22 protein-coding genes are annotated in these 16,395 nt (G+C 53.7%); 19 read left to right on the forward strand and 3 right to left on the reverse strand.

Translation table 11 applies throughout. The features are described 5' to 3' along the window. The first annotated feature begins 87 nt into the window (after positions 1-87). From FHS19_RS02075 to FHS19_RS02105, 7 genes are all read left to right on the forward strand, one after another. Positions 88-561 (forward strand): DinB family protein, encoded by a 474-nt coding sequence (locus FHS19_RS02075; RefSeq protein WP_183577950.1) that lies wholly within the window; start codon positions 88-90, stop codon positions 559-561. A gap of 236 nt (positions 562-797) precedes the next feature. After that, positions 798-1,748, forward strand: coding sequence for a hypothetical protein (locus FHS19_RS02080; RefSeq protein ID WP_183577953.1), 951 nt, complete (start codon positions 798-800; stop codon positions 1,746-1,748). Positions 1,749-2,183: 435 nt separating this feature from the next. Further along, a complete protein-coding gene (locus tag FHS19_RS02085; protein WP_183577956.1) occupies positions 2,184-3,101 on the forward strand; it encodes an EamA family transporter in 918 nt (305 codons plus the stop codon). A gap of 224 nt (positions 3,102-3,325) precedes the next feature. After that, entirely contained in the window at positions 3,326-3,850 is a 525-nt protein-coding gene (locus tag FHS19_RS02090; RefSeq protein WP_183577959.1) for a GNAT family N-acetyltransferase, read from the forward strand. Between the two features lie 29 nt (positions 3,851-3,879). Further along, positions 3,880-4,317, forward strand: coding sequence for a hypothetical protein (locus FHS19_RS02095; protein ID WP_183577962.1), 438 nt, complete (start codon positions 3,880-3,882; stop codon positions 4,315-4,317). Between the two features lies 1 nt (position 4,318). Beyond that, positions 4,319-4,990 carry an HAD family hydrolase gene (locus tag FHS19_RS02100; RefSeq protein WP_246426476.1) on the forward strand — a complete coding sequence of 224 codons (672 nt, stop codon included), beginning with the start codon at positions 4,319-4,321 and terminating at the stop codon, positions 4,988-4,990. Between the two features lie 26 nt (positions 4,991-5,016). Next, a complete protein-coding gene (locus tag FHS19_RS02105; RefSeq protein ID WP_183577968.1) occupies positions 5,017-5,919 on the forward strand; it encodes a GNAT family N-acetyltransferase in 903 nt (300 codons plus the stop codon). Here the strand turns inward: FHS19_RS02105 and FHS19_RS02110 are convergent, their stop codons facing one another. Beyond that, positions 5,920-6,117, reverse strand: coding sequence for a hypothetical protein (locus tag FHS19_RS02110; RefSeq protein WP_183577971.1), 198 nt, complete (start codon positions 6,115-6,117; stop codon positions 5,920-5,922). A 112-nt stretch (positions 6,118-6,229) separates the two neighbouring features. On the opposite strand from FHS19_RS02110, the gene rpiA reads away from it, so the two are divergent. Genes rpiA through FHS19_RS02130 form a run of 4 tightly spaced genes read left to right on the forward strand, consistent with a single transcriptional unit; the run spans position 6,230 to position 8,107 of the window. Further along, positions 6,230-6,910: a ribose-5-phosphate isomerase RpiA gene (gene rpiA / locus FHS19_RS02115; RefSeq protein WP_183577974.1), complete on the forward strand. Its 681-nt coding sequence runs from the start codon at positions 6,230-6,232 to the stop codon at positions 6,908-6,910. Between the two features lie 13 nt (positions 6,911-6,923). After that, a complete protein-coding gene (locus tag FHS19_RS02120) occupies positions 6,924-7,388 on the forward strand; it encodes a VanZ family protein (protein WP_183577977.1) in 465 nt (154 codons plus the stop codon). Between the two features lie 57 nt (positions 7,389-7,445). Further along, a complete protein-coding gene (locus FHS19_RS02125; protein WP_183577980.1) occupies positions 7,446-7,913 on the forward strand; it encodes a MarR family winged helix-turn-helix transcriptional regulator in 468 nt (155 codons plus the stop codon). Beyond that, positions 7,910-8,107, forward strand: coding sequence for a YwbE family protein (locus tag FHS19_RS02130; protein WP_183577983.1), 198 nt, complete (start codon positions 7,910-7,912; stop codon positions 8,105-8,107). The genes FHS19_RS02125 and FHS19_RS02130 overlap by 4 nt, the downstream gene beginning before the upstream one ends. 267 nt (positions 8,108-8,374) lie before the next feature. Here the strand turns inward: FHS19_RS02130 and FHS19_RS02135 are convergent, their stop codons facing one another. Together FHS19_RS02135 and FHS19_RS02140 are read right to left on the reverse strand one after the other, a co-directional pair. After that, positions 8,375-8,674 (reverse strand): hypothetical protein, encoded by a 300-nt coding sequence (locus tag FHS19_RS02135; protein ID WP_183577985.1) that lies wholly within the window; start codon positions 8,672-8,674, stop codon positions 8,375-8,377. A gap of 102 nt (positions 8,675-8,776) precedes the next feature. Then, complete coding sequence (locus tag FHS19_RS02140) at positions 8,777-9,625, reverse strand: helix-turn-helix transcriptional regulator (RefSeq protein ID WP_183577988.1); 849 nt, start codon at positions 9,623-9,625, stop codon at positions 8,777-8,779. A gap of 185 nt (positions 9,626-9,810) precedes the next feature. Between FHS19_RS02140 and fabF the strand changes: the two genes are divergently transcribed. From fabF to FHS19_RS02180, 8 genes are all read left to right on the forward strand, one after another. Beyond that, positions 9,811-11,049, forward strand: coding sequence for a beta-ketoacyl-ACP synthase II (fabF, locus tag FHS19_RS02145; RefSeq protein WP_183577991.1), 1,239 nt, complete (start codon positions 9,811-9,813; stop codon positions 11,047-11,049). A gap of 130 nt (positions 11,050-11,179) precedes the next feature. Further along, a complete protein-coding gene (locus FHS19_RS02150; RefSeq protein ID WP_183577994.1) occupies positions 11,180-11,626 on the forward strand; it encodes a zinc ribbon domain-containing protein in 447 nt (148 codons plus the stop codon). A 108-nt stretch (positions 11,627-11,734) separates the two neighbouring features. Next, the gene (locus tag FHS19_RS02155; protein ID WP_183577997.1) at positions 11,735-12,451 is read left to right on the forward strand and encodes a class I SAM-dependent methyltransferase; all 717 of its coding nucleotides are present in this window, start codon (positions 11,735-11,737) and stop codon (positions 12,449-12,451) included. Positions 12,452-12,679: 228 nt separating this feature from the next. Then, a complete protein-coding gene (locus FHS19_RS02160; protein ID WP_183578001.1) occupies positions 12,680-13,108 on the forward strand; it encodes a GNAT family N-acetyltransferase in 429 nt (142 codons plus the stop codon). A 179-nt stretch (positions 13,109-13,287) separates the two neighbouring features. Then, a complete protein-coding gene (locus FHS19_RS02165) occupies positions 13,288-13,797 on the forward strand; it encodes a sigma-70 family RNA polymerase sigma factor (protein WP_183578004.1) in 510 nt (169 codons plus the stop codon). Continuing rightward, positions 13,769-14,116, forward strand: a complete 348-nt coding sequence (locus FHS19_RS02170; protein ID WP_183578007.1) for a hypothetical protein — start codon at positions 13,769-13,771, stop codon at positions 14,114-14,116. Before FHS19_RS02165 ends, FHS19_RS02170 begins: the two co-directional genes overlap by 29 nt. Next, on the forward strand, positions 14,094-15,956 hold the full coding sequence (locus FHS19_RS02175; RefSeq protein ID WP_183578010.1) for a carboxypeptidase-like regulatory domain-containing protein: 1,863 nt from the start codon (positions 14,094-14,096) through the stop codon (positions 15,954-15,956). Before FHS19_RS02170 ends, FHS19_RS02175 begins: the two co-directional genes overlap by 23 nt. Positions 15,957-15,986: 30 nt before the next feature. Next, positions 15,987-16,358, forward strand: a complete 372-nt coding sequence (locus tag FHS19_RS02180; RefSeq protein ID WP_183578013.1) for a hypothetical protein — start codon at positions 15,987-15,989, stop codon at positions 16,356-16,358. Positions 16,359-16,395: the final 37 nt, after the last annotated feature.

The raw sequence follows: 16,395 nt of genomic DNA on the forward strand, positions 1-16,395 counted from the left end.
TGTTCTTGTCTCAACGGCCAATGGCAGGTATCATAGAGTGGCATGGCCAGTGCCGTGACAGATGAATTTGGGTTGGGAGAGATGAGGATGAACGACATGCCGGAGAAACTCGCACCGATGTGCGAATTGATCGATGAGGTGAAGGCATTGGCGGATATTCCGGAAGATCAGTGGACGGGAGCGATTGCCGAGGGCAAGTGGTCGCCGCAGGAAATCATCGGGCACATCATGCTGTGGGACAAGCATTTTCTGGAGCATGCGATCCGGCCGATGGCGGCCAAAGAACCGATGGATATGCCAAAGGTGGAACTTGATGAATTCAATCGGGAAGCGGCCGCATTTGCGCGCAGCCAAGGGCGTCAGGAGTTGATCGATCAGACGGTGCGCTGCCGGGAACAGATCATCGGAGAGCTGAAGCGGATACCGGAAGATGACTATGCCACCGAGTACAATACCGGCAGCGGCAAGCTGTCCGTTGACGAGTATCTGGCCGATTTATACTGGCATGACCGCCATCATATGAATCAGATTAAACATTACATAGCTAACGGGCAAAATTAGAACAGCTCTCATCACAAGAGGACCGTAACGAGGTACAGCGTACTTCGGGCGGTCTTTTTTATAATATCAGAAAGTATAATGAGCAGCATCATGGATAGGGAAGGTTTAAAATAATAGGGCATTGGGTAACGCTTAAGCCTCCGGGGAATTTCTTCGGGGCTTATTTGGCATGAAATCGGGTGGCCGGACCGTAAACTAATAGAAAATCTATCTGTCTGAACCCAAGGAGGTCTGGCATGAACAGAGAGGACCGGCTTGAAGCAAGCCCACACGGGGGGACGCCTGAATCGGTAAGCATAAGCGAAGCCGAGCCGGCAGAATGGGAGTGGTACCTGCGCATTTATGGTAAACAGATGGCTGCAGGGATCAAGCTGCCGCTTCACACCGATTCATTTCTGCCTGCAGGGATCATGCCTTATTGGTTGAAAAGAAACGAAAAGGTGATCGGCGGTGCTGCTCTTTCGGGCAGTGCGATCCGAGATTTGTTCACGATTCCTCCCCATCAGGTGGATAACGGATTAATCCTTGCTGTCGTCGTTGCGATCCGGGAGGCGGGAACGGGAGGGGGAACGCGTACGATCCGGGCCTATGAAGTCTTTGCGGATCAGGAAGATGCCTATATGCGAGCAGGCTTTTTCCCGGCACCCCACAGGCATCGCTGGATGCAGCGGCCAACGGCCGAATATGACTCCCACGTAAACGGCGGATCCGCTTTTCAATCCGTGGAAATCCATCATGAGGGCGGAGAACGCAGGCTCGTGCTCGAACGGGAGATTGGTTTGTTTTTGTTCAAGCATGCATGGCATGTAGAGGGCAGTAAGCAAGAGGACGCTGCTTTTGCAGACGTGCTGTCCAAGCTCAGGCTCGTTGCTGTGCATATGACAGAGGAGACAAGGCTGGCTTCAAGCCTTTTGTATGATACGTCGACCCGCGCATTGATCGGGGTCTGCATCATCGGCATACTGGCAGGCTGTCCCTCGATTCAGGAGCTCACCGTCATGAAGGCTTACAGAGGCCGTGGGCTGGAGACCCGGATGGTGCAAAAAGCGCTGACGATGTTAAAAAAACAGGGGATGCCTTTGCTGCGGATTCGTGCCATTCATGGGCATCCGCATGAGTCCTTGTGCTTTCAACTTGGCTTTATGCCTGGTCCTCTGTTTATATCGACCATGACCAAGTATGACTGAGTGGTCCGATTCACATCAAAGGGAGCTTCTGGCATGCTCCGACGTGCTTGTTGACGGCAAATTCGAGCTTTCGCCGCGGGACTTGTCCCTCGTTTTTCCGCGGAAGCCGCAGCCAGCGCATCTGGAAGCAAACATAGGGAACTGGGAACAAGCGCCCGGCATATTTTCCAAAACTTGATTGGGCCATCTGCTTTATCCTGCTACCGTAACTCATTGACGCTCACAGCATAATGAATTAGAATTTCTTTTTGAAAAGTTCATTTCAACATTTCAACATCAAGATCGTGCAGCATCCGCTTTTAAACTCCGATTCGTTCGCGAGTGGCGAAATTTTAACGAGGGCCCCGCAGGGTCATCGGTTTCGTTCGCCCCCTGTCCTAACCGACAGGGGGCTTTTGGTTGTTGCGCGGGTACAGGCATCAGGAGGTTATCCATTTGAACAAGCTCAAATACTCGCTGCTCATTCTGATCGGTGCATGCAGTTACGGCGTGCTTTCCTCCATTATGAAGGTCGGCATGAAGGAAGGTTTTACGGTCAGCCAAATGCTTGGAGGCCAATATATTTTCGGTTGGTCCTTGCTGCTGGTGCTGATGCTTATTTTCTCCCGTAAAAAGGTTGCACCGAAGCAGTGGCTCGCATTGCTGGCGGTCGGAATTACCATGAGCGGCACGTCGGTCTTCTATGGCAAGGCCGTTGAGCGGCTGCCCGCTTCGATTGCCGTTGTGCTGCTGTTCCAGTTCACATGGATCGGCGTATTAATGGAAGCCGCCGCGGATCGTCGCATTCCAAGCCGCAGCAAGATCATTTCGATTGTGATCTTGATCCTGGGGACCCTGCTCGCTGGAGGCGTCATCGGCGAAAGTACCGGACCGCTGGACACAAGAGGCGTCGTATACGGTCTGCTGGCTGCTTTTACGTTTGCGCTATATATGTTTGTCAGCGGACGCGTCGGAACGACGGTTCCTGCCTTTAATAAAAGTTTCTTCATGACCACAGGCTCGGGCGTCATCGTATTATCCGTCTTCTCTCCCGCTTTTTTGTGGGATGGGGCTTTGGTCGCCGGATTATGGAAATACGGCCTGATTCTTGGCATTCTAGGCATCTTGATCCCGGTGCTCTTTTTCGCGATCGGTATGCCGAAGGTGGGTTCCGGCACGGGGGCGATCCTGGGAGCTGCCGAATTGCCTGCGGCGGTCGTCGCATCCGTCCTGCTGGTTCACGAGCATGTGAGCAGTCTGCAGTGGCTCGGCATCGTGCTTATTTTCATCGGCATCGCCATTCCGCAAATCCGCTTTTCAAGGAAGCAAAGCCCGCCGATGTATGAACGACCGGAAAGCGCCGCACATCGTTAGCTTTTTGACGGGCTGCGAGATTAAGCATTACGGTACAGGGTAATGTAAACGTGTAGACTTCTCTTCTTATTTTAGCCTCGGCTCGTAGCCGCAGGCTGTTTTTTTTGTATAATGGAATCAGTAAGAAGGGGGTTGATTTGCAATTATTCATGCAATGACTGCATTTTCTGTTTAGGGTAATCAAAGAAAGCTTCGATTTCATTAAAATATGGAGGTAATTTCTTATGATTATCAGACAAATGCATGTGAACGAGGCGGACAAGATCCGCCAAATCGACCGGTCCGAACAGATCGACCGGATTTACAAAATAAATGGCGGGCAGCTTAAAACCGTTCCGATGGGACATGAATGTCCGACCTGGGATGAGGAACTCACGGATGAAATGGTCAACCGCTTCCGGCGTGAGCTGGAGCAGGGAGGCACGGCATACGGGGCGTTCGACGGTGAAGTGCTCGCTGGCTTTGGCGTGCTCGGACACCGGTTCAGAGGCCGCGATCATGACCAACTGCAGGTGGATCTGATGTATGTCAGCCGGCCGTACCGGAGACAAGGGCTGGCTACCCGGATCATGAACGAGCTGAGCCGCGTGGCCAAGGAGCGCGGAGCAAGCTATTTATACATATCCTCCACGGAAACGGAATCGGCGGTCGGCTTCTACCGTACCAACGGCGGAGACCTCACCGAGGAAGTGGATGAGGAGCTGTATGAGCTGGAGCCGGAAGACATTCATATGCTCAAGAAGCTGTAAGACAAAGGAAAAATCGAGGTGAACGGGCAGTGTTCGTGTATATTGCATTCGGAATAGGTATGATCATCATGATCGGGGCGGGCGTCCTCGCTTGGAAAAATTCCAAGATCATCGCGGAACAGAAGAAGCAGCCCGGCCCCAGGCCGATCCACTACACCTATACGGTGCATGTGACAAATCGTTTGGATGAAGCGGAGAACAGCCGTTTTACCCCGATCTATCGAATTACGTATGAGGATCCGCAAGGAGAGATGTATGCGTACTTAAGCAGGGTAACCGGGGAAAGGGAGCTGAAGCTGTCCGAAGCAACCGGCATCATGGAGACCAAGCTGGCGGACGTGCTCGCGAAGGGCCGGCTCAGGGCGGCGTCTCCTGTCATGGAAGCGGTCATCGGTGAAGAGGAGAAGGAGGCTGTGGCCCGTTTGGACCACAAGTTAAACGCGTCAGGGGGGCTGGTCCGTGGATGATATGACAAAGCAGCCGATTCGCGCGGTGTTGTTTGATTTCGACGGCACGCTGGCGGATACACTGCCATTGTCTTTTTACGCGTTTCAGGAGGTGTTCCGAAAGTACACCGCGAAGGAGTACAGCAATGAAGAGATCGTGGCCTGGTTTGGACCGACCGAAGACGGCATTATCGGCCGGGTATTGAGTTCCCACGAGGCACTTCCTGAAGCCATTGATGACTATTACCGGATCTATGAGTCATATCACGACCGGATGCTCTCGCTTTCTGAAGAAATCCGCGGCATGCTGAACCGGCTGCAAGACATGTCCATTCCGATGGGCATCATTACAGGTAAAAGCCGCAGGTCGCTCGACATTTCTTCAGCGAAGCTTGCTATGGGGTCTTATTTCACCGTAGGCTTTGCCGGGGATGAACTTACCCGTCCCAAGCCGGATCGGGAAGGCATCGACCGGGCGATGGCCGTGCTCAGCGTAACGCCGGAAGATACGCTGTTTATCGGGGACAGTAACGCCGATATGGCTGCCGGGCGGGCGGCAGGCACCCGGATCGGCGGTGCTATGTGGTTTGAAACGATTCAGAGCAGCAATCTTCATCCGGTTCCCGATTATCGGTTCACCTCGCCGCTTCAAGTGGCTGAGCTGATCGGCAGGTTAAATCAGGCCAAAGGATAGACCAAGAGGCGAAGGAGTGAAGGCGCATGCATGTCGTTTCATTTCAGGATCCGGAAGCATTTTTGGAGCATACGGAGCCGGTGCTGCTTGAGAATGAACTGCTGAACAATCTCCCGCTCGGCATTCTGTATCGGTTGGTGAACACCATGAAAGAAGAGGGAGGCCTTCCGCGGCATGGGGAGGGAAGCAGCCGGCTGTTTCTGGCGACGGTTCAGAACGGAGGGCGGCCCCTGCTCATACTCGTTCAGACGCTGTCGCATCTGATTCTGTACGCAAGCGATGAAGTCGGCGGTCCGGATCAGCTTCGGGCTTGCTGCAGCGAGGCGGTGGACTATATGATCCGTCAGGGTGAGGTATCCCAAATCCCGAGCATTATCGGGTTAACGTTAACCGCTCAAGTGTTTGCGGAGGTGTGGCGCGACAAGACCGGTATGTCCTACCAAGTCGGGATGAACCAGCGGATATACCGCTGCACGAAAGTGAACTCTATTTCCGAAAGCGAAGGACACTTGAGAGAAGCAGGGCCAGATGATCTGCCGCTCCTTACACAGTGGGTGCTGGACTTCAGCCGTGAAGCGCTGGAGCCGATCCCGCAGGAAGACGCGGAGCGGATTGCACGAAGGGGAGTCACTTTGTCTTCCCTCTATATCTGGGATGACGGGGGACCTGTCTCCATGGTCCAAAAATCGCGCCCGACCAAGCGCGGTATTGTGGTAACACTGGTTTACACGCCTCCCGAGCTGCGCGGCAGGGGTTATGCAAGCTCATCCGTAGCCGAACTGACCCGGCGGCTCCTAAGCAGTGATTACGAGTTCACCTGCCTGTACACGGATCTCAGCAATCCGGTGTCCAACCATATTTACATGAACATCGGCTACGAGCCTGCGGCGGATTCCAACGTTTATGTATTCGATCGGGCGGGCGAATAGTTACATATGATAGCTGCCAGTGGGTTCGTCTAGGACCCATTCCAGCATGGTCAGCATATCCTCGATGCGGAGCAGCTGGGCAGACAGCGAGGCGTGGACCGGCGAGTCCGGTTCAGCCGATTCGATGCGGGAGAGCAGCATCTTTTTTTGCATCAGCAGTTCGTTCATTTTGGATTTAACCTGGTTTTCGGTTCTCATTGTTAACCCTCCATGTGCAGTTGTTGCGGTACCATGATGATTATACCAGTCTTGAAGGGCAGGTCCATAACCGAATCGGCCCATCCACTATTCCAAGGAGATGATCAGGAAGATGAATCTGAAGAAAATGGCTGCGGAAAAAGCGGTTGAATACGTAGAAGACGGTATGCGCGTCGGTCTGGGGACAGGCTCTACCGCTTACTGGGCGATCAAGAGAATCGGTGAACGCGTCAGGGAAGGGATGACGATACAGGCCGTGGCGACTTCCAAGGCTTCGGAGAAGCTGGCGGCCGAGGAAGGGATTCCGCTGGTGCCTTTTCACGAATTGGACGGTCTGGACCTGACCATTGACGGTGCAGACGAAGTCAATCCGGAACTGAGCCTGATTAAAGGCGGGGGAGGAGCCCTGCTGCGGGAAAAAATCGTCGCCTACCACAGCAAGCAGCTGATCATTATTGCCGACGAGCACAAAGTGGTGAATACGCTGGGCGCTTTTCCCCTTCCGGTGGAGATCATCCCGTTTGCGCATGAATGGACGCTGGGGTCGCTCGAAAAGCTCGGATGCAGCCCGCAGCTGCGGACCGATAACGATCAGCTGTACGTCACCGACAATGGGAACTATATCGCCGATTGCCGCTTCGGGGAAATTGCCGACCCTGCCAAGCTGCATCAGCAGCTGTTATACATTCCTGGCGTGGTGGACAACGGTTTGTTCATCGGCATGGCGGACCGGGCGGTCATCGCCGGCAGCGACGGAACGGTTAAAATCATGGAGCGTCCGCTGAGCCGGTAGGTCAGGCACATTCATGAAACAACCGGTATTGTCCACTGCATGGCGAAATCTGCTGACCGTGTTGATCGTGGGTTATACGCTTCTTCTCCTTTATTGGATGTTCCTGGGGTTCGGAAGGCGCCCGGGTTCATCCTTTCATTATAATGTCATCCCATTGCGGACGATCCGCCTGTACATTCAGTATGGCTGGACGATGTCCCCGAAAATATGGATCATCAATTTGTTCGGCAATATGGCGGTGTTCGTCCCTTTCGGCCTCCTGCTGCCGCTGCTGATCAAGAAGCTGCAGTCATGGCTTGGGCTTACGGTGGTTCTCGTTTCGTCCATCCTGGTCGTGGAATGGATGCAGATGCTGCTGCGGGTCGGAAGCTTTGACGTGGATGACGTGATCCTGAATACAGTGGGCGTGTGGATCGGATGGGTGATCTCCAGCATTTGGAGGGAACGGTTCGGCATAAAAAGAGGAACAAAGGTTTGACATCATGCCGTCTTTCGATTATCTTAGCATTAAGATAGCGCGTTTGGAGGTTTTTACATGGCTGGTAAAACTAGCAACGATGAATTGTCCCTGGATTTATTTATTGTACTTGCCCGCGCTTATAATTCAGTAGTTGCCCACTCCATTCGTGATATTCAAAGCCACGGTTTGAATTCAACGGAATTCGGAGTCCTGGATCTGCTGTATCACAAAGGGCCCCAACCACTGCAAAAAATCGGGGAGAAGGTACTGATATCCAGTGGGAACATTACGTACGTAGCGGACAAGCTTCAGAAAAAGAACCTGCTTGTCCGCAAGGCGTCGCCGGACGACCGACGGGTTATATTTGCAGATCTGACGGATGAGGGGAGAGCTTTCTTCCAGAGTATTTTTCCTCAGCATCAGCAGGTTCTGGTCCGCGCGGTGGAAGATCTGGACAGCGAAGAGAAGAAGCAGGCGATTCAGCTGCTGCGCAAGCTCGGATTGTCGGCAGAGCGGAAATTCAAGGAGAGTGGGGCCATATGAACGGACAGCTTCGCGCAAACATCCGGCCCGGACTCGAGGTCGAAATCGTATTGAAGCAGGACCAGCGGACAGGCAAAAGGACACGCGGCATCGTAAAGGATATCCTGACCAATTCCGCCCAGCATCCGCACGGCATTAAGGTCAGGCTGACGGACGGACAGGTCGGCCGGGTGCAGGAAATCATCACGCCATAATGTGTCGAAAACAAAAACAGTATGGCAGTAGTGCTGACGCATGAAAAACAGCCGGCTGCCCGCCGAAAGAGCGGGAGCGGCTGTTTTTCTGTTTTCATACCGTTACTCCTTGAGCGGTCATCATTAGCAGGTTGCCGCGTCAAAGCAGCTGCCTAAGCCGGCGACACATCGCTGTGGCCGGCTTCCGCTGATTTGTGTCCTTTTCCTGCGGCGGTCGCGGCAGTCTCGGCGGTTGCGGAAGTCGGGCAATTGCGGCGTCCGCAGCGGTCACAGACGAAACCGTTCAAGCTGATCCCACTGCTTTTCATTACGCAAAATTTCGCGCTGTTTTGGCCCGATCAGGTCAAAATGGGGAAAAGGAGAGCGGTTGTGTATATATTTCGGTGAAAGTCCGTGGCTGACGCACCAGCCTGCGAGCCGGTCCAAATCCGAGCAGCCGACCTTGGTAACCGTCGTCATCCCGGGAAAACGCGGATCCAGCCAGTAATGCGTCAAATACGCAATTTCTCCCCGGCCGACCGCCTCCTTCCACCGGTTCAGTTCAGTGCGGTTAATTCCAAAAGCCATCCTGTATTCATCCCCATCTATTTTGTCATTCGTCTTCGGATAAGTTTCATACGTCTTTCGCATATTTCGAGTCATACCGCATGGCAAATTACAGCTTGCCGCTTAAGCCTCCGCCGTGCGCTGCATCAGACGCTTCAGCTTGGTTTCGGTCGGAGATCCGGCGCACGGCGTGTAGATGCTGCAGCGCAAATCGCTGCCGCCCTGTACCTGCAGCGACGTTAAATCGAACAGCATCTTTCCGGCTTTGGCATGCCTGAACTCAATCAGCACCTCCGGCGCCGAACTGACCTGGCTCTGTTTCCACAGCGTCAGGAATTCGGGATCGGTATTCTCCATTTCCCGCAGAAACTGCTCATACCATTCGTCATCGACGTACTGCCCGTAATACGCGCGGAAGATCGACAGAAATCCCATGATAAAATGCTCCCAGTTGACCGCCAGCCTCCGCAGCTCCTTACGGGTAAACAGAAGGCTAATCAGGTTCCGTTCCTCGGGCGGAATCTGGGTAAAGTCGAGAAACACGTGAGCGGCCGCTTCGTTCCAGCCGACAATCTGGAAGCGCCGGTCGGAAATGATCGTCGGACAGTAATGGAGCTCATCCACGATTTTTTGCAGCGCCGGGCTGATCTGCGGGTGCTCCTGCTGCATAGGGGAGGCAGCGGAGCCGCTCTCCAGGGCGAGAGAAAACAAATATTTCCGCTCGTCCGCTGTCAGATGAAGCGCGGACGCGACGCAGTCGAGTACCGAAGCGGACACTTTGATGTCCCGCCCCTGTTCAAGCCAAGTATACCAGGTGCTGCTGACCCCGGCGAGCTGTGCCACTTCTTCCCGCCGGAGCCCGGGCGTCCGCCGGCGGGTGCCCTGCGGCAGTCCGACCGTCTCCGGCTGCAGCTTGGCCCGCTGGTTTTTCAGAAAAGCGGAAAGCGCATTAAGCCGTGCCTGCTGATTCATCTATTCCTGCACCTCTTTCAAAGTTAAGACCCATTCGCAGATCCATTTGTAAGTTCCATCGTAGACCGCTGCAATCCGGGTGTTCATTATGATGGTGTTGTTTATACTAGGATAAACTATAACTTGTAATAGGATAAATGCTATGGAAAGATGATATCATAATTTGAGTTTGGGAGGAATATCAGATGGAGAAAGTTGTCGTTACAGGAATGGGGCTGGTTTCGCCGCTGGGCAGCACGGTACCCGCCTTTTGGAATGCCATGATTAAAGGCGAGTCGGGAATATCCCGGATCGATACGTTTGATACATCCCACATGAAGGCTTCCGTCGCCGGCATCGTGCGGGACTTTGATGCGGAAGCAAGGTTCGGCCGCAAGGAAGCCCGGCGGATGGACCGCTTCTGCCAGTTTGCGCTGGCAGCGGCTGAAGACGCGCTGCAGGATGCGGAGCTGGACATAGACCGCCTGGATAAGGAGCGGACCGGTGTGTATGTCGGCTCGGGCATCGGAGGCATCGGAACGTTGATGGAGCAGGGGGACGTTCTCCGTTCCCGGGGGCCGGAACGGGTCAGCCCGCTGCTTGTCCCGATGATGATCTCGAACATGGCCGCAGCGACGATTAGCATCCGGTTCGGCTTCACCGGACCTACGATGTCGCCGGTTACGGCATGCTCGATCGGCAATACAAGCATCGGAGAGGCATTCCGGCTGATCCGTTCCGGCGGTGCGGACGTCGTGATCGCCGGCGGTGCGGAAGCGGCCATTTCCGAAATCTCGATGGCAAGCTTCGGCAACGCCACAGCCTTGTCGGCATGGGACGGCGATCCGAAGCTGGCAAGCCGTCCGTTCGATGCGGGCCGCGACGGGTTTGTCATGGGCGAAGGCGCGGGTATCCTGGTGCTGGAGTCGCTGTCCCACGCCCGCAGCCGGAACGCCCGCATATATGCGGAGGTAACCGGGTATGGGGCCACTTCGGACGCCTATCATATTGTCGCTTCCCATCCGGAAGGCATCGGAGCCTACAATGCGATGAGGCTTGCCCTTCAGGAAGCCGGCGTCCGTCCGGAGGACGTCGATGTGGTCAGCGCTCATGCCACGAGTACGGAGGTCGGGGACAAGTCCGAGACGCAGGCCATCAAGCGCTTGTTCGGCGAAGCGGCTTACCGTGTGCCGGTGACGGCGAACAAATCGATGCTTGGGCATATGTTTGGGGCCTCGGGCGGCGCTCAAGCCATCGCTTTGGTGCAAATGCTGCTGGAAGGCGTGATTCCGCCGACGATCAATCTGCGGGAAGCGGACCCGGATTGCGACCTGGATTATGTTCCGAACAACGCGCGCAAAGCAGAAGTCACGGTCGGGATGTCCAATTCCTTCGGTTTTGGCGGTCATAACGCGGTAATCGTCTTGAAGCGATTCGAAGCGTAACCAAGGTCCACACCCGTTCTATCGGGCTTTTGGGCGGTCAATCCGCTGAAGTCTCGTTCTGCTGGGCCGATATGGTATGATGGGGATATCATATCCATAAGTCAGAAACCCATAAGTGGAGGGGATGGGATTGGCCGTCAAAATTTGTCCGAAGTGCGGGGAATCCAATCCGGAGCAAGCGTGGACCTGTGTACGCTGCGGCACTTCCCTGCAGGACGCCGAAGTGGCCGGGACTCCGGATGCCGACAAAAAGGCAGGCATATCGCTCGGACGCGATGAGGGCATCTGCCCCGCATGCGGCGAGCAGCTCGAGCCTGGGGCGAGAAAGTGTAAGTTTTGCGGGACGACGGTTTATAAAAAGCCCGCTGCACCGATTTATGAAGAACCGGAAGAAGATCCGTTTAAACCAAGCGCGGTGTCAATCGTTTTGCTGATTCTGGCGACGGTGGTGTTTCCACCGGCAGGCCTCATCGTAGGCGGGGTGGCCGTCGTTCTCGGCGATTCGGATAAACGGATCGCCGGGCAGCTTTTGATGATTCTCGGGCTAATCGTCATGGCAGTAAAGTACTTCCTTTAATGCGTGCCGCCATCATTTTCTAGAAGAAAACCGGCTGCCAGCCTGGTCGGGAGGCTCCTTCCCTGGGTATATCTTTAGTAGATGCTTGTTAACTAAGGAGGCTGGCCGATGACTAAAGAACATTTTGAAGCAGCGAGGGCTTCGGAAGCGGAGTACCATCAGCGCTTTTATGAAAATAACGATCTGTTTGAACAGGGAACCTGGATGGCTCAGCCGGGGCCGGTCGTGATGGAAATGCTGGAGCGGCTGCTCCAGCATCGCGAGGATGCGCAGGTTCTGGATCTCGGCTGCGGCGTCGGACGCAACACGATCCCGGTCGCCGAGCGGTTGCGCGGCACCCCGAGCCGGGTAGTCGGTTTGGATCTATTGGAGGATGCCGCAGCCAAGCTTAAGGAAAATGCGGAGGAATTCGGTGTACAGGAGCTGGTTGGATCTGAGGCCGCCGATGTGGAGCATTACCCCATTGAGGCGAATGCCTACGATTACATCATCGCGTGCTCGGCACTAGAGCATACATCATCCCGTGACGCCCTGGAACAGGTGCTGGACCGGATGAAACGCGGGACACGGACCGGCGGGATCCACTGCATCACCATGAGCACGGACGTAGAGGAAGTCGACCGGGTAACCGGGGAGGTCCGGAAGGGATTGATTGAGCTCAATTTGGCGCAGCAGGATGCGATGGCGCTGCTTCAGCAGCATTACCGGGATTGGAACATCCTGATCGAACGGGTGGTACCGCAAAGCATCGAGGAAGTGAAGGAGGGACGCAGCATCGATTTCCGCTGTTCCCTGATCACGTTTGCCGCACAGAAGATCCGGTAAAACCGGGATAGGCTTGCAGAATTATGCCCCATGACAGCCAGCGGCTGGCGGGGCTATTTTTATGTACACATTCGCTATTGGCAATGTAAAAGTCGGCTTAACATTTTCCGGGCGCGCCCCGCATTTTCGGTCCGGTTGAAATTTACGCGCAGACAAGGTACAGTAACGAAACAGAATCCTTTTTGCCATGATAGGGCAGTGAATGAGAAATGACAGGAGGCAGAACCTATGCTGTTAAATATCAAACAATACATACGCAAGCCGGAAACGATGGAGCTCATCTCTTATGCCGTTTTTCCCGATGACCGGTCGATTGAGCAGGCAATCCAGCAGTACGAGGCAAATGACGCCTGGCAGCTGTACGGTTTTGAAGACGGAGAGCTTCTTGTCGGGTTGATCGGCTTTGAAAAGATGGACGATACCTTGTTGATCCGCCATATTTCGGTCATCCCGGAAAACCGCGGGCTCGGATACGGAAGGGGCATGATCCTGGAAGTCCTGGCGCAGGAAAAGCCCGCTAGGGTCGTAGCGGAGACGGATGAGGAGACAGTTGACTTTTATCGCAGCATCGGATTTGAAGTGCACAGCCTCGGTGAACTGTTCCCGGGAGTGGAGCGTTTCCGCTGCGTTTACAAGGCCGAAGAAGAAGAGGAATAAAATTGTCTATCGGATCAAACGAATGAAGCCGGTCCCGGGAAGGGACCGGTTTTTTTGCGTTTTTCCTTTTTTTGCAACCTGAACGGGTTTGGGTGCATCTTTATAGTAGAGGGGAGGTAGCCGTTCTGGACGTAATCGGGAGACTGAAGCAAAAAGATGAGGCGGCACTTCAATGGATTATGCGTCAATTCGGTGACGAGCTGCTGCGAACGGCGTTTCTTCTGCTCCGTGACAGGTATGATGCCGAGGAAGCGGTTCAGGACAGTTTTATTCAAGCCTTTCGGCATATCGAACAGCTTCAGGATGAGAGCAAACTGAGGAATTGGCTGATCCGCATTGTCGTGAACAGATGCAGAATGAAGCAGCGTGCCTGGTCGTGGAGACGGTTCTTGCCCTCGCCGCGGATGGAGGAAATGATGGGTGGACTTCCTGCCCCCGGCCCGGAAGAGAAGCTCCTGACGAAGTGGAGGAACGAGGGTCTGAGCGAAGCCATTCATAGGCTGAAATACATCTATCGCGAAAGCATTACGCTTTACTATTTTAATGAGATGAGCGTGTCCGACATTGCCGGTTACCTGCAGCTTAGTGAGAACACCGTCAAGGCTCGGTTGGCCCGCGGACGTCAACAATTGCAGCAGATGCTGGAACAGGAGGAGCTTGATGCGAAAAACAGAACAGCTTTTGATTAAGCGGACTTTGGAGCAGGAGCTGTCCGAAATTCGGTTTACCCAAGCTGAGGAAGTACTGAGAGCAACCCATCCCCGGAGCTGGAGAGACAGGGTGCGGGCTTTTTTGAACAAAGAACTGGAACTGCCGCTTGTGCCGCTTGGGACAGCCCCATTGTTCCTTATGGCTGCGTTGTTCGTATACCATTTAGCCGAGCAGCCGAAAACTCATCCTGGCGGGCCACAGCTGCATCGTGAACTGATTGAAGAAGGTGGAAGCTATTATTGGAAAGACGAATATGAGCGGAAGGTGAATGGGCATGAAGGTGACCATCAAAGTTAAGCATTTGATTTTGTCCACTGCTGTCTTTCTCCTGCTCGCAGCTGGATTTCTGGTAGCCCTTTCCCGTCAAAGCCCCCCGTCTCAAAACACTAATCAGGCGGTGTGGAGCAATTTGAGCAAGCAGGAGGTTTTCAAGCGGATTCGGGAATCGGAGGATGAGCAGAAGTGGACATATATTCGCAATTACCTGATCGGCAGGGAGGGAGCCGAGCTAACAAACAGCTACGACATATATGTCGGTCCGGGAACATCGGAATGGAGCTCGGTAACTTATGAGGGACAGGGGAAGCTCCCCCCCATCACATTGAAGGAAAAGTTCCCCTATTTGGAGGCTTACGTGGAATCAGGGCCAGCTGATTTTAATTTGGCTGGAGCGGCGTTGCTTTTGTCTTACTATTACGAAGGAGCGGGGCAATGGGAAAAAGCGATCGAGCTGCTGGAACGTACCGATGAACGGCTGCCTGCTTCACAGATGTATGCCGCTCAGAAGGTGAAAATTAGAATGGCCGAGGTCGCCGGAAACCATGGAGACATGGATCTTTTTCGGCAGATCAGTGCCGATTTATCCCACGAGCTTACACAAAATCCAGACACTCGTATCGTGGAGAAGTTCAGCTGGCTTCAGACCCGATATCTGGCCGGAAACGAAAGCATTCAGCAATATTTGAAAGCACTAAAAAAATGGGAAGGATCTCCGGTCTATGGAAGCGGGAAACAACCAACGGTGATCTTTGACCAGCCCACTCTGCTGAAACAGGGATTACAAAAGCTTGCTGCCTCAAAATCGGACCGTCTGCCTGAAGTGTCGGGTACGCTGAAGAGAAGCGACGGTTCACCGATAGCCTATGCTGGCGTTTATTTGCGGACGAAGGACCGCGTTCAAGGAAGCCTCCAATCGGACGAACCTTACCAAACGATGACCAACGGGAAGGGGGAATATACGATCAAAGGAGTGCTTCCAGGAAGCTACCAGCTGTATTTGGGGCTCGAATTGGATCAGATCAGCGGGTGGACTTGGCCTACGGAATCCAATGAATGGATTCGTGTTGGATTTCAGGATGTAACCCGAGATGCCGTTTTACAGCCGCTGCTGGAATTAGCTTTCCCCGTTAACCAGACGACGGTCCGCGAAGATCGGATCACCTTTGCATGGGAGCCTGTGCCGAAAGCCGCTTATTACGATATATACCTCGGGGTGCGGATTCATTCAGGTTCGGTCAGCCAACCGGTGAAGACAAAGGTTGACACGACACGCATAACGATAAAGACCGAGGAACTCTATCATCTGATAGGCGGGATTTCATCCTATTCGGATCAGGACCGGAAGATGATCACGGATCCGCTGTCCCTGCTCGGGTTCTCCAATCCGGATAACCGCTTCTTCTGGACCGTGAATGCGTATGACAATGATGGCCATTTGCTCACCCGAAGTGATGGGTATCGCATCGGAAACGACAAAATCGGAAACCTGCCATTCTTTTATCTGAAGGAGAGAGAATTGACACTGGCGGACCGCACGCTCCTGGCAGGGAATCTGGACCAGGCCATGAAACAATATGAGCAGGCATACAAGGACGATCCGGCCGATACGCACAGCCTTCATATGCTGATCGTGATGATCGATGCACAAATATCCGAACACCGATCGAACGGATCGGATTCCTTCGACCGAGAAAACGCCGAAAAACAGCAAGAGACTTATTTGAAGGAAATGGTTCTGCTCCATCCGACCTCCGGATATTTGTCGAGACTGACAGACTATTACTATAAGAAAAAAGATTGGCAGGCTTACAATGCCTATTACAAACTTTATGAAAAAGCGATGGCGAGAGACTCGTAGTATGCCGATCTGTCGACCCATACGATGGCCATGATGAGACAGGGGAAGCTGAAGGACGCGGAGGCATTATTCGTTCAATCGATGGAGGATGATCCCACGCATCGAAGGTTTGGACAGTACCTTGCTCTGATTCTGTACCGGGAATGTTTCATTAAAACGGCTAGGCAGCTAGCCGGTTCGTACCCTGACCTATCTTCAAACGAGTCAAACGATTGGGAGCGCATGCTGGAAAGTATGGAAGAGGAGGCCGCTTCCAATGCTGATTATGACAAAGTTATCCGCAAGTATCTAGGATGGTACCTTCAGGATCAGCAGGAACTGTTGGACGCATGGCTGCGAAAAAGGGATCCATTGTACCAGGCTTTGAGGGCATTTATTCAAGCCCTTCAGAACAGCGAGTGAAATATTCGGAGTCCCTTTCCTTCAAAATGAAAAATCC

Origin of the sequence: Paenibacillus rhizosphaerae (assembly GCF_014192015.1) — a bacterium.
In the GTDB taxonomy this organism is placed as follows: Bacteria; Bacillota; Bacilli; order Paenibacillales; family Paenibacillaceae; genus Paenibacillus_AQ; species Paenibacillus_AQ rhizosphaerae.

Coding starts and splice junctions, on each gene's coding strand:
- FHS19_RS02075 (WP_183577950.1), top strand. CDS start 88: ATGAACGACATGCCGGAGAAACTCGCACCGATGTGCGAATTGATCGAT.
- FHS19_RS02080 (WP_183577953.1), top strand. CDS start 798: ATGAACAGAGAGGACCGGCTTGAAGCAAGCCCACACGGGGGGACGCCT.
- FHS19_RS02090 (WP_183577959.1), top strand. CDS start 3,326: ATGATTATCAGACAAATGCATGTGAACGAGGCGGACAAGATCCGCCAA.
- FHS19_RS02100 (WP_246426476.1), top strand. CDS start 4,319: ATGACAAAGCAGCCGATTCGCGCGGTGTTGTTTGATTTCGACGGCACG.
- FHS19_RS02105 (WP_183577968.1), top strand. CDS start 5,017: ATGCATGTCGTTTCATTTCAGGATCCGGAAGCATTTTTGGAGCATACG.
- FHS19_RS02110 (WP_183577971.1), bottom strand. CDS start 6,117: ATGAGAACCGAAAACCAGGTTAAATCCAAAATGAACGAACTGCTGATG.
- rpiA (WP_183577974.1), top strand. CDS start 6,230: ATGAATCTGAAGAAAATGGCTGCGGAAAAAGCGGTTGAATACGTAGAA.
- FHS19_RS02120 (WP_183577977.1), top strand. CDS start 6,924: ATGAAACAACCGGTATTGTCCACTGCATGGCGAAATCTGCTGACCGTG.
- FHS19_RS02125 (WP_183577980.1), top strand. CDS start 7,446: ATGGCTGGTAAAACTAGCAACGATGAATTGTCCCTGGATTTATTTATT.
- FHS19_RS02130 (WP_183577983.1), top strand. CDS start 7,910: ATGAACGGACAGCTTCGCGCAAACATCCGGCCCGGACTCGAGGTCGAA.
- FHS19_RS02135 (WP_183577985.1), bottom strand. CDS start 8,674: ATGGCTTTTGGAATTAACCGCACTGAACTGAACCGGTGGAAGGAGGCG.
- FHS19_RS02140 (WP_183577988.1), bottom strand. CDS start 9,625: ATGAATCAGCAGGCACGGCTTAATGCGCTTTCCGCTTTTCTGAAAAAC.
- fabF (WP_183577991.1), top strand. CDS start 9,811: ATGGAGAAAGTTGTCGTTACAGGAATGGGGCTGGTTTCGCCGCTGGGC.
- FHS19_RS02155 (WP_183577997.1), top strand. CDS start 11,735: ATGACTAAAGAACATTTTGAAGCAGCGAGGGCTTCGGAAGCGGAGTAC.
- FHS19_RS02160 (WP_183578001.1), top strand. CDS start 12,680: ATGCTGTTAAATATCAAACAATACATACGCAAGCCGGAAACGATGGAG.
- FHS19_RS02165 (WP_183578004.1), top strand. CDS start 13,288: ATGCGTCAATTCGGTGACGAGCTGCTGCGAACGGCGTTTCTTCTGCTC.
- FHS19_RS02170 (WP_183578007.1), top strand. CDS start 13,769: ATGCGAAAAACAGAACAGCTTTTGATTAAGCGGACTTTGGAGCAGGAG.
- FHS19_RS02175 (WP_183578010.1), top strand. CDS start 14,094: ATGAAGGTGACCATCAAAGTTAAGCATTTGATTTTGTCCACTGCTGTC.
- FHS19_RS02180 (WP_183578013.1), top strand. CDS start 15,987: ATGATGAGACAGGGGAAGCTGAAGGACGCGGAGGCATTATTCGTTCAA.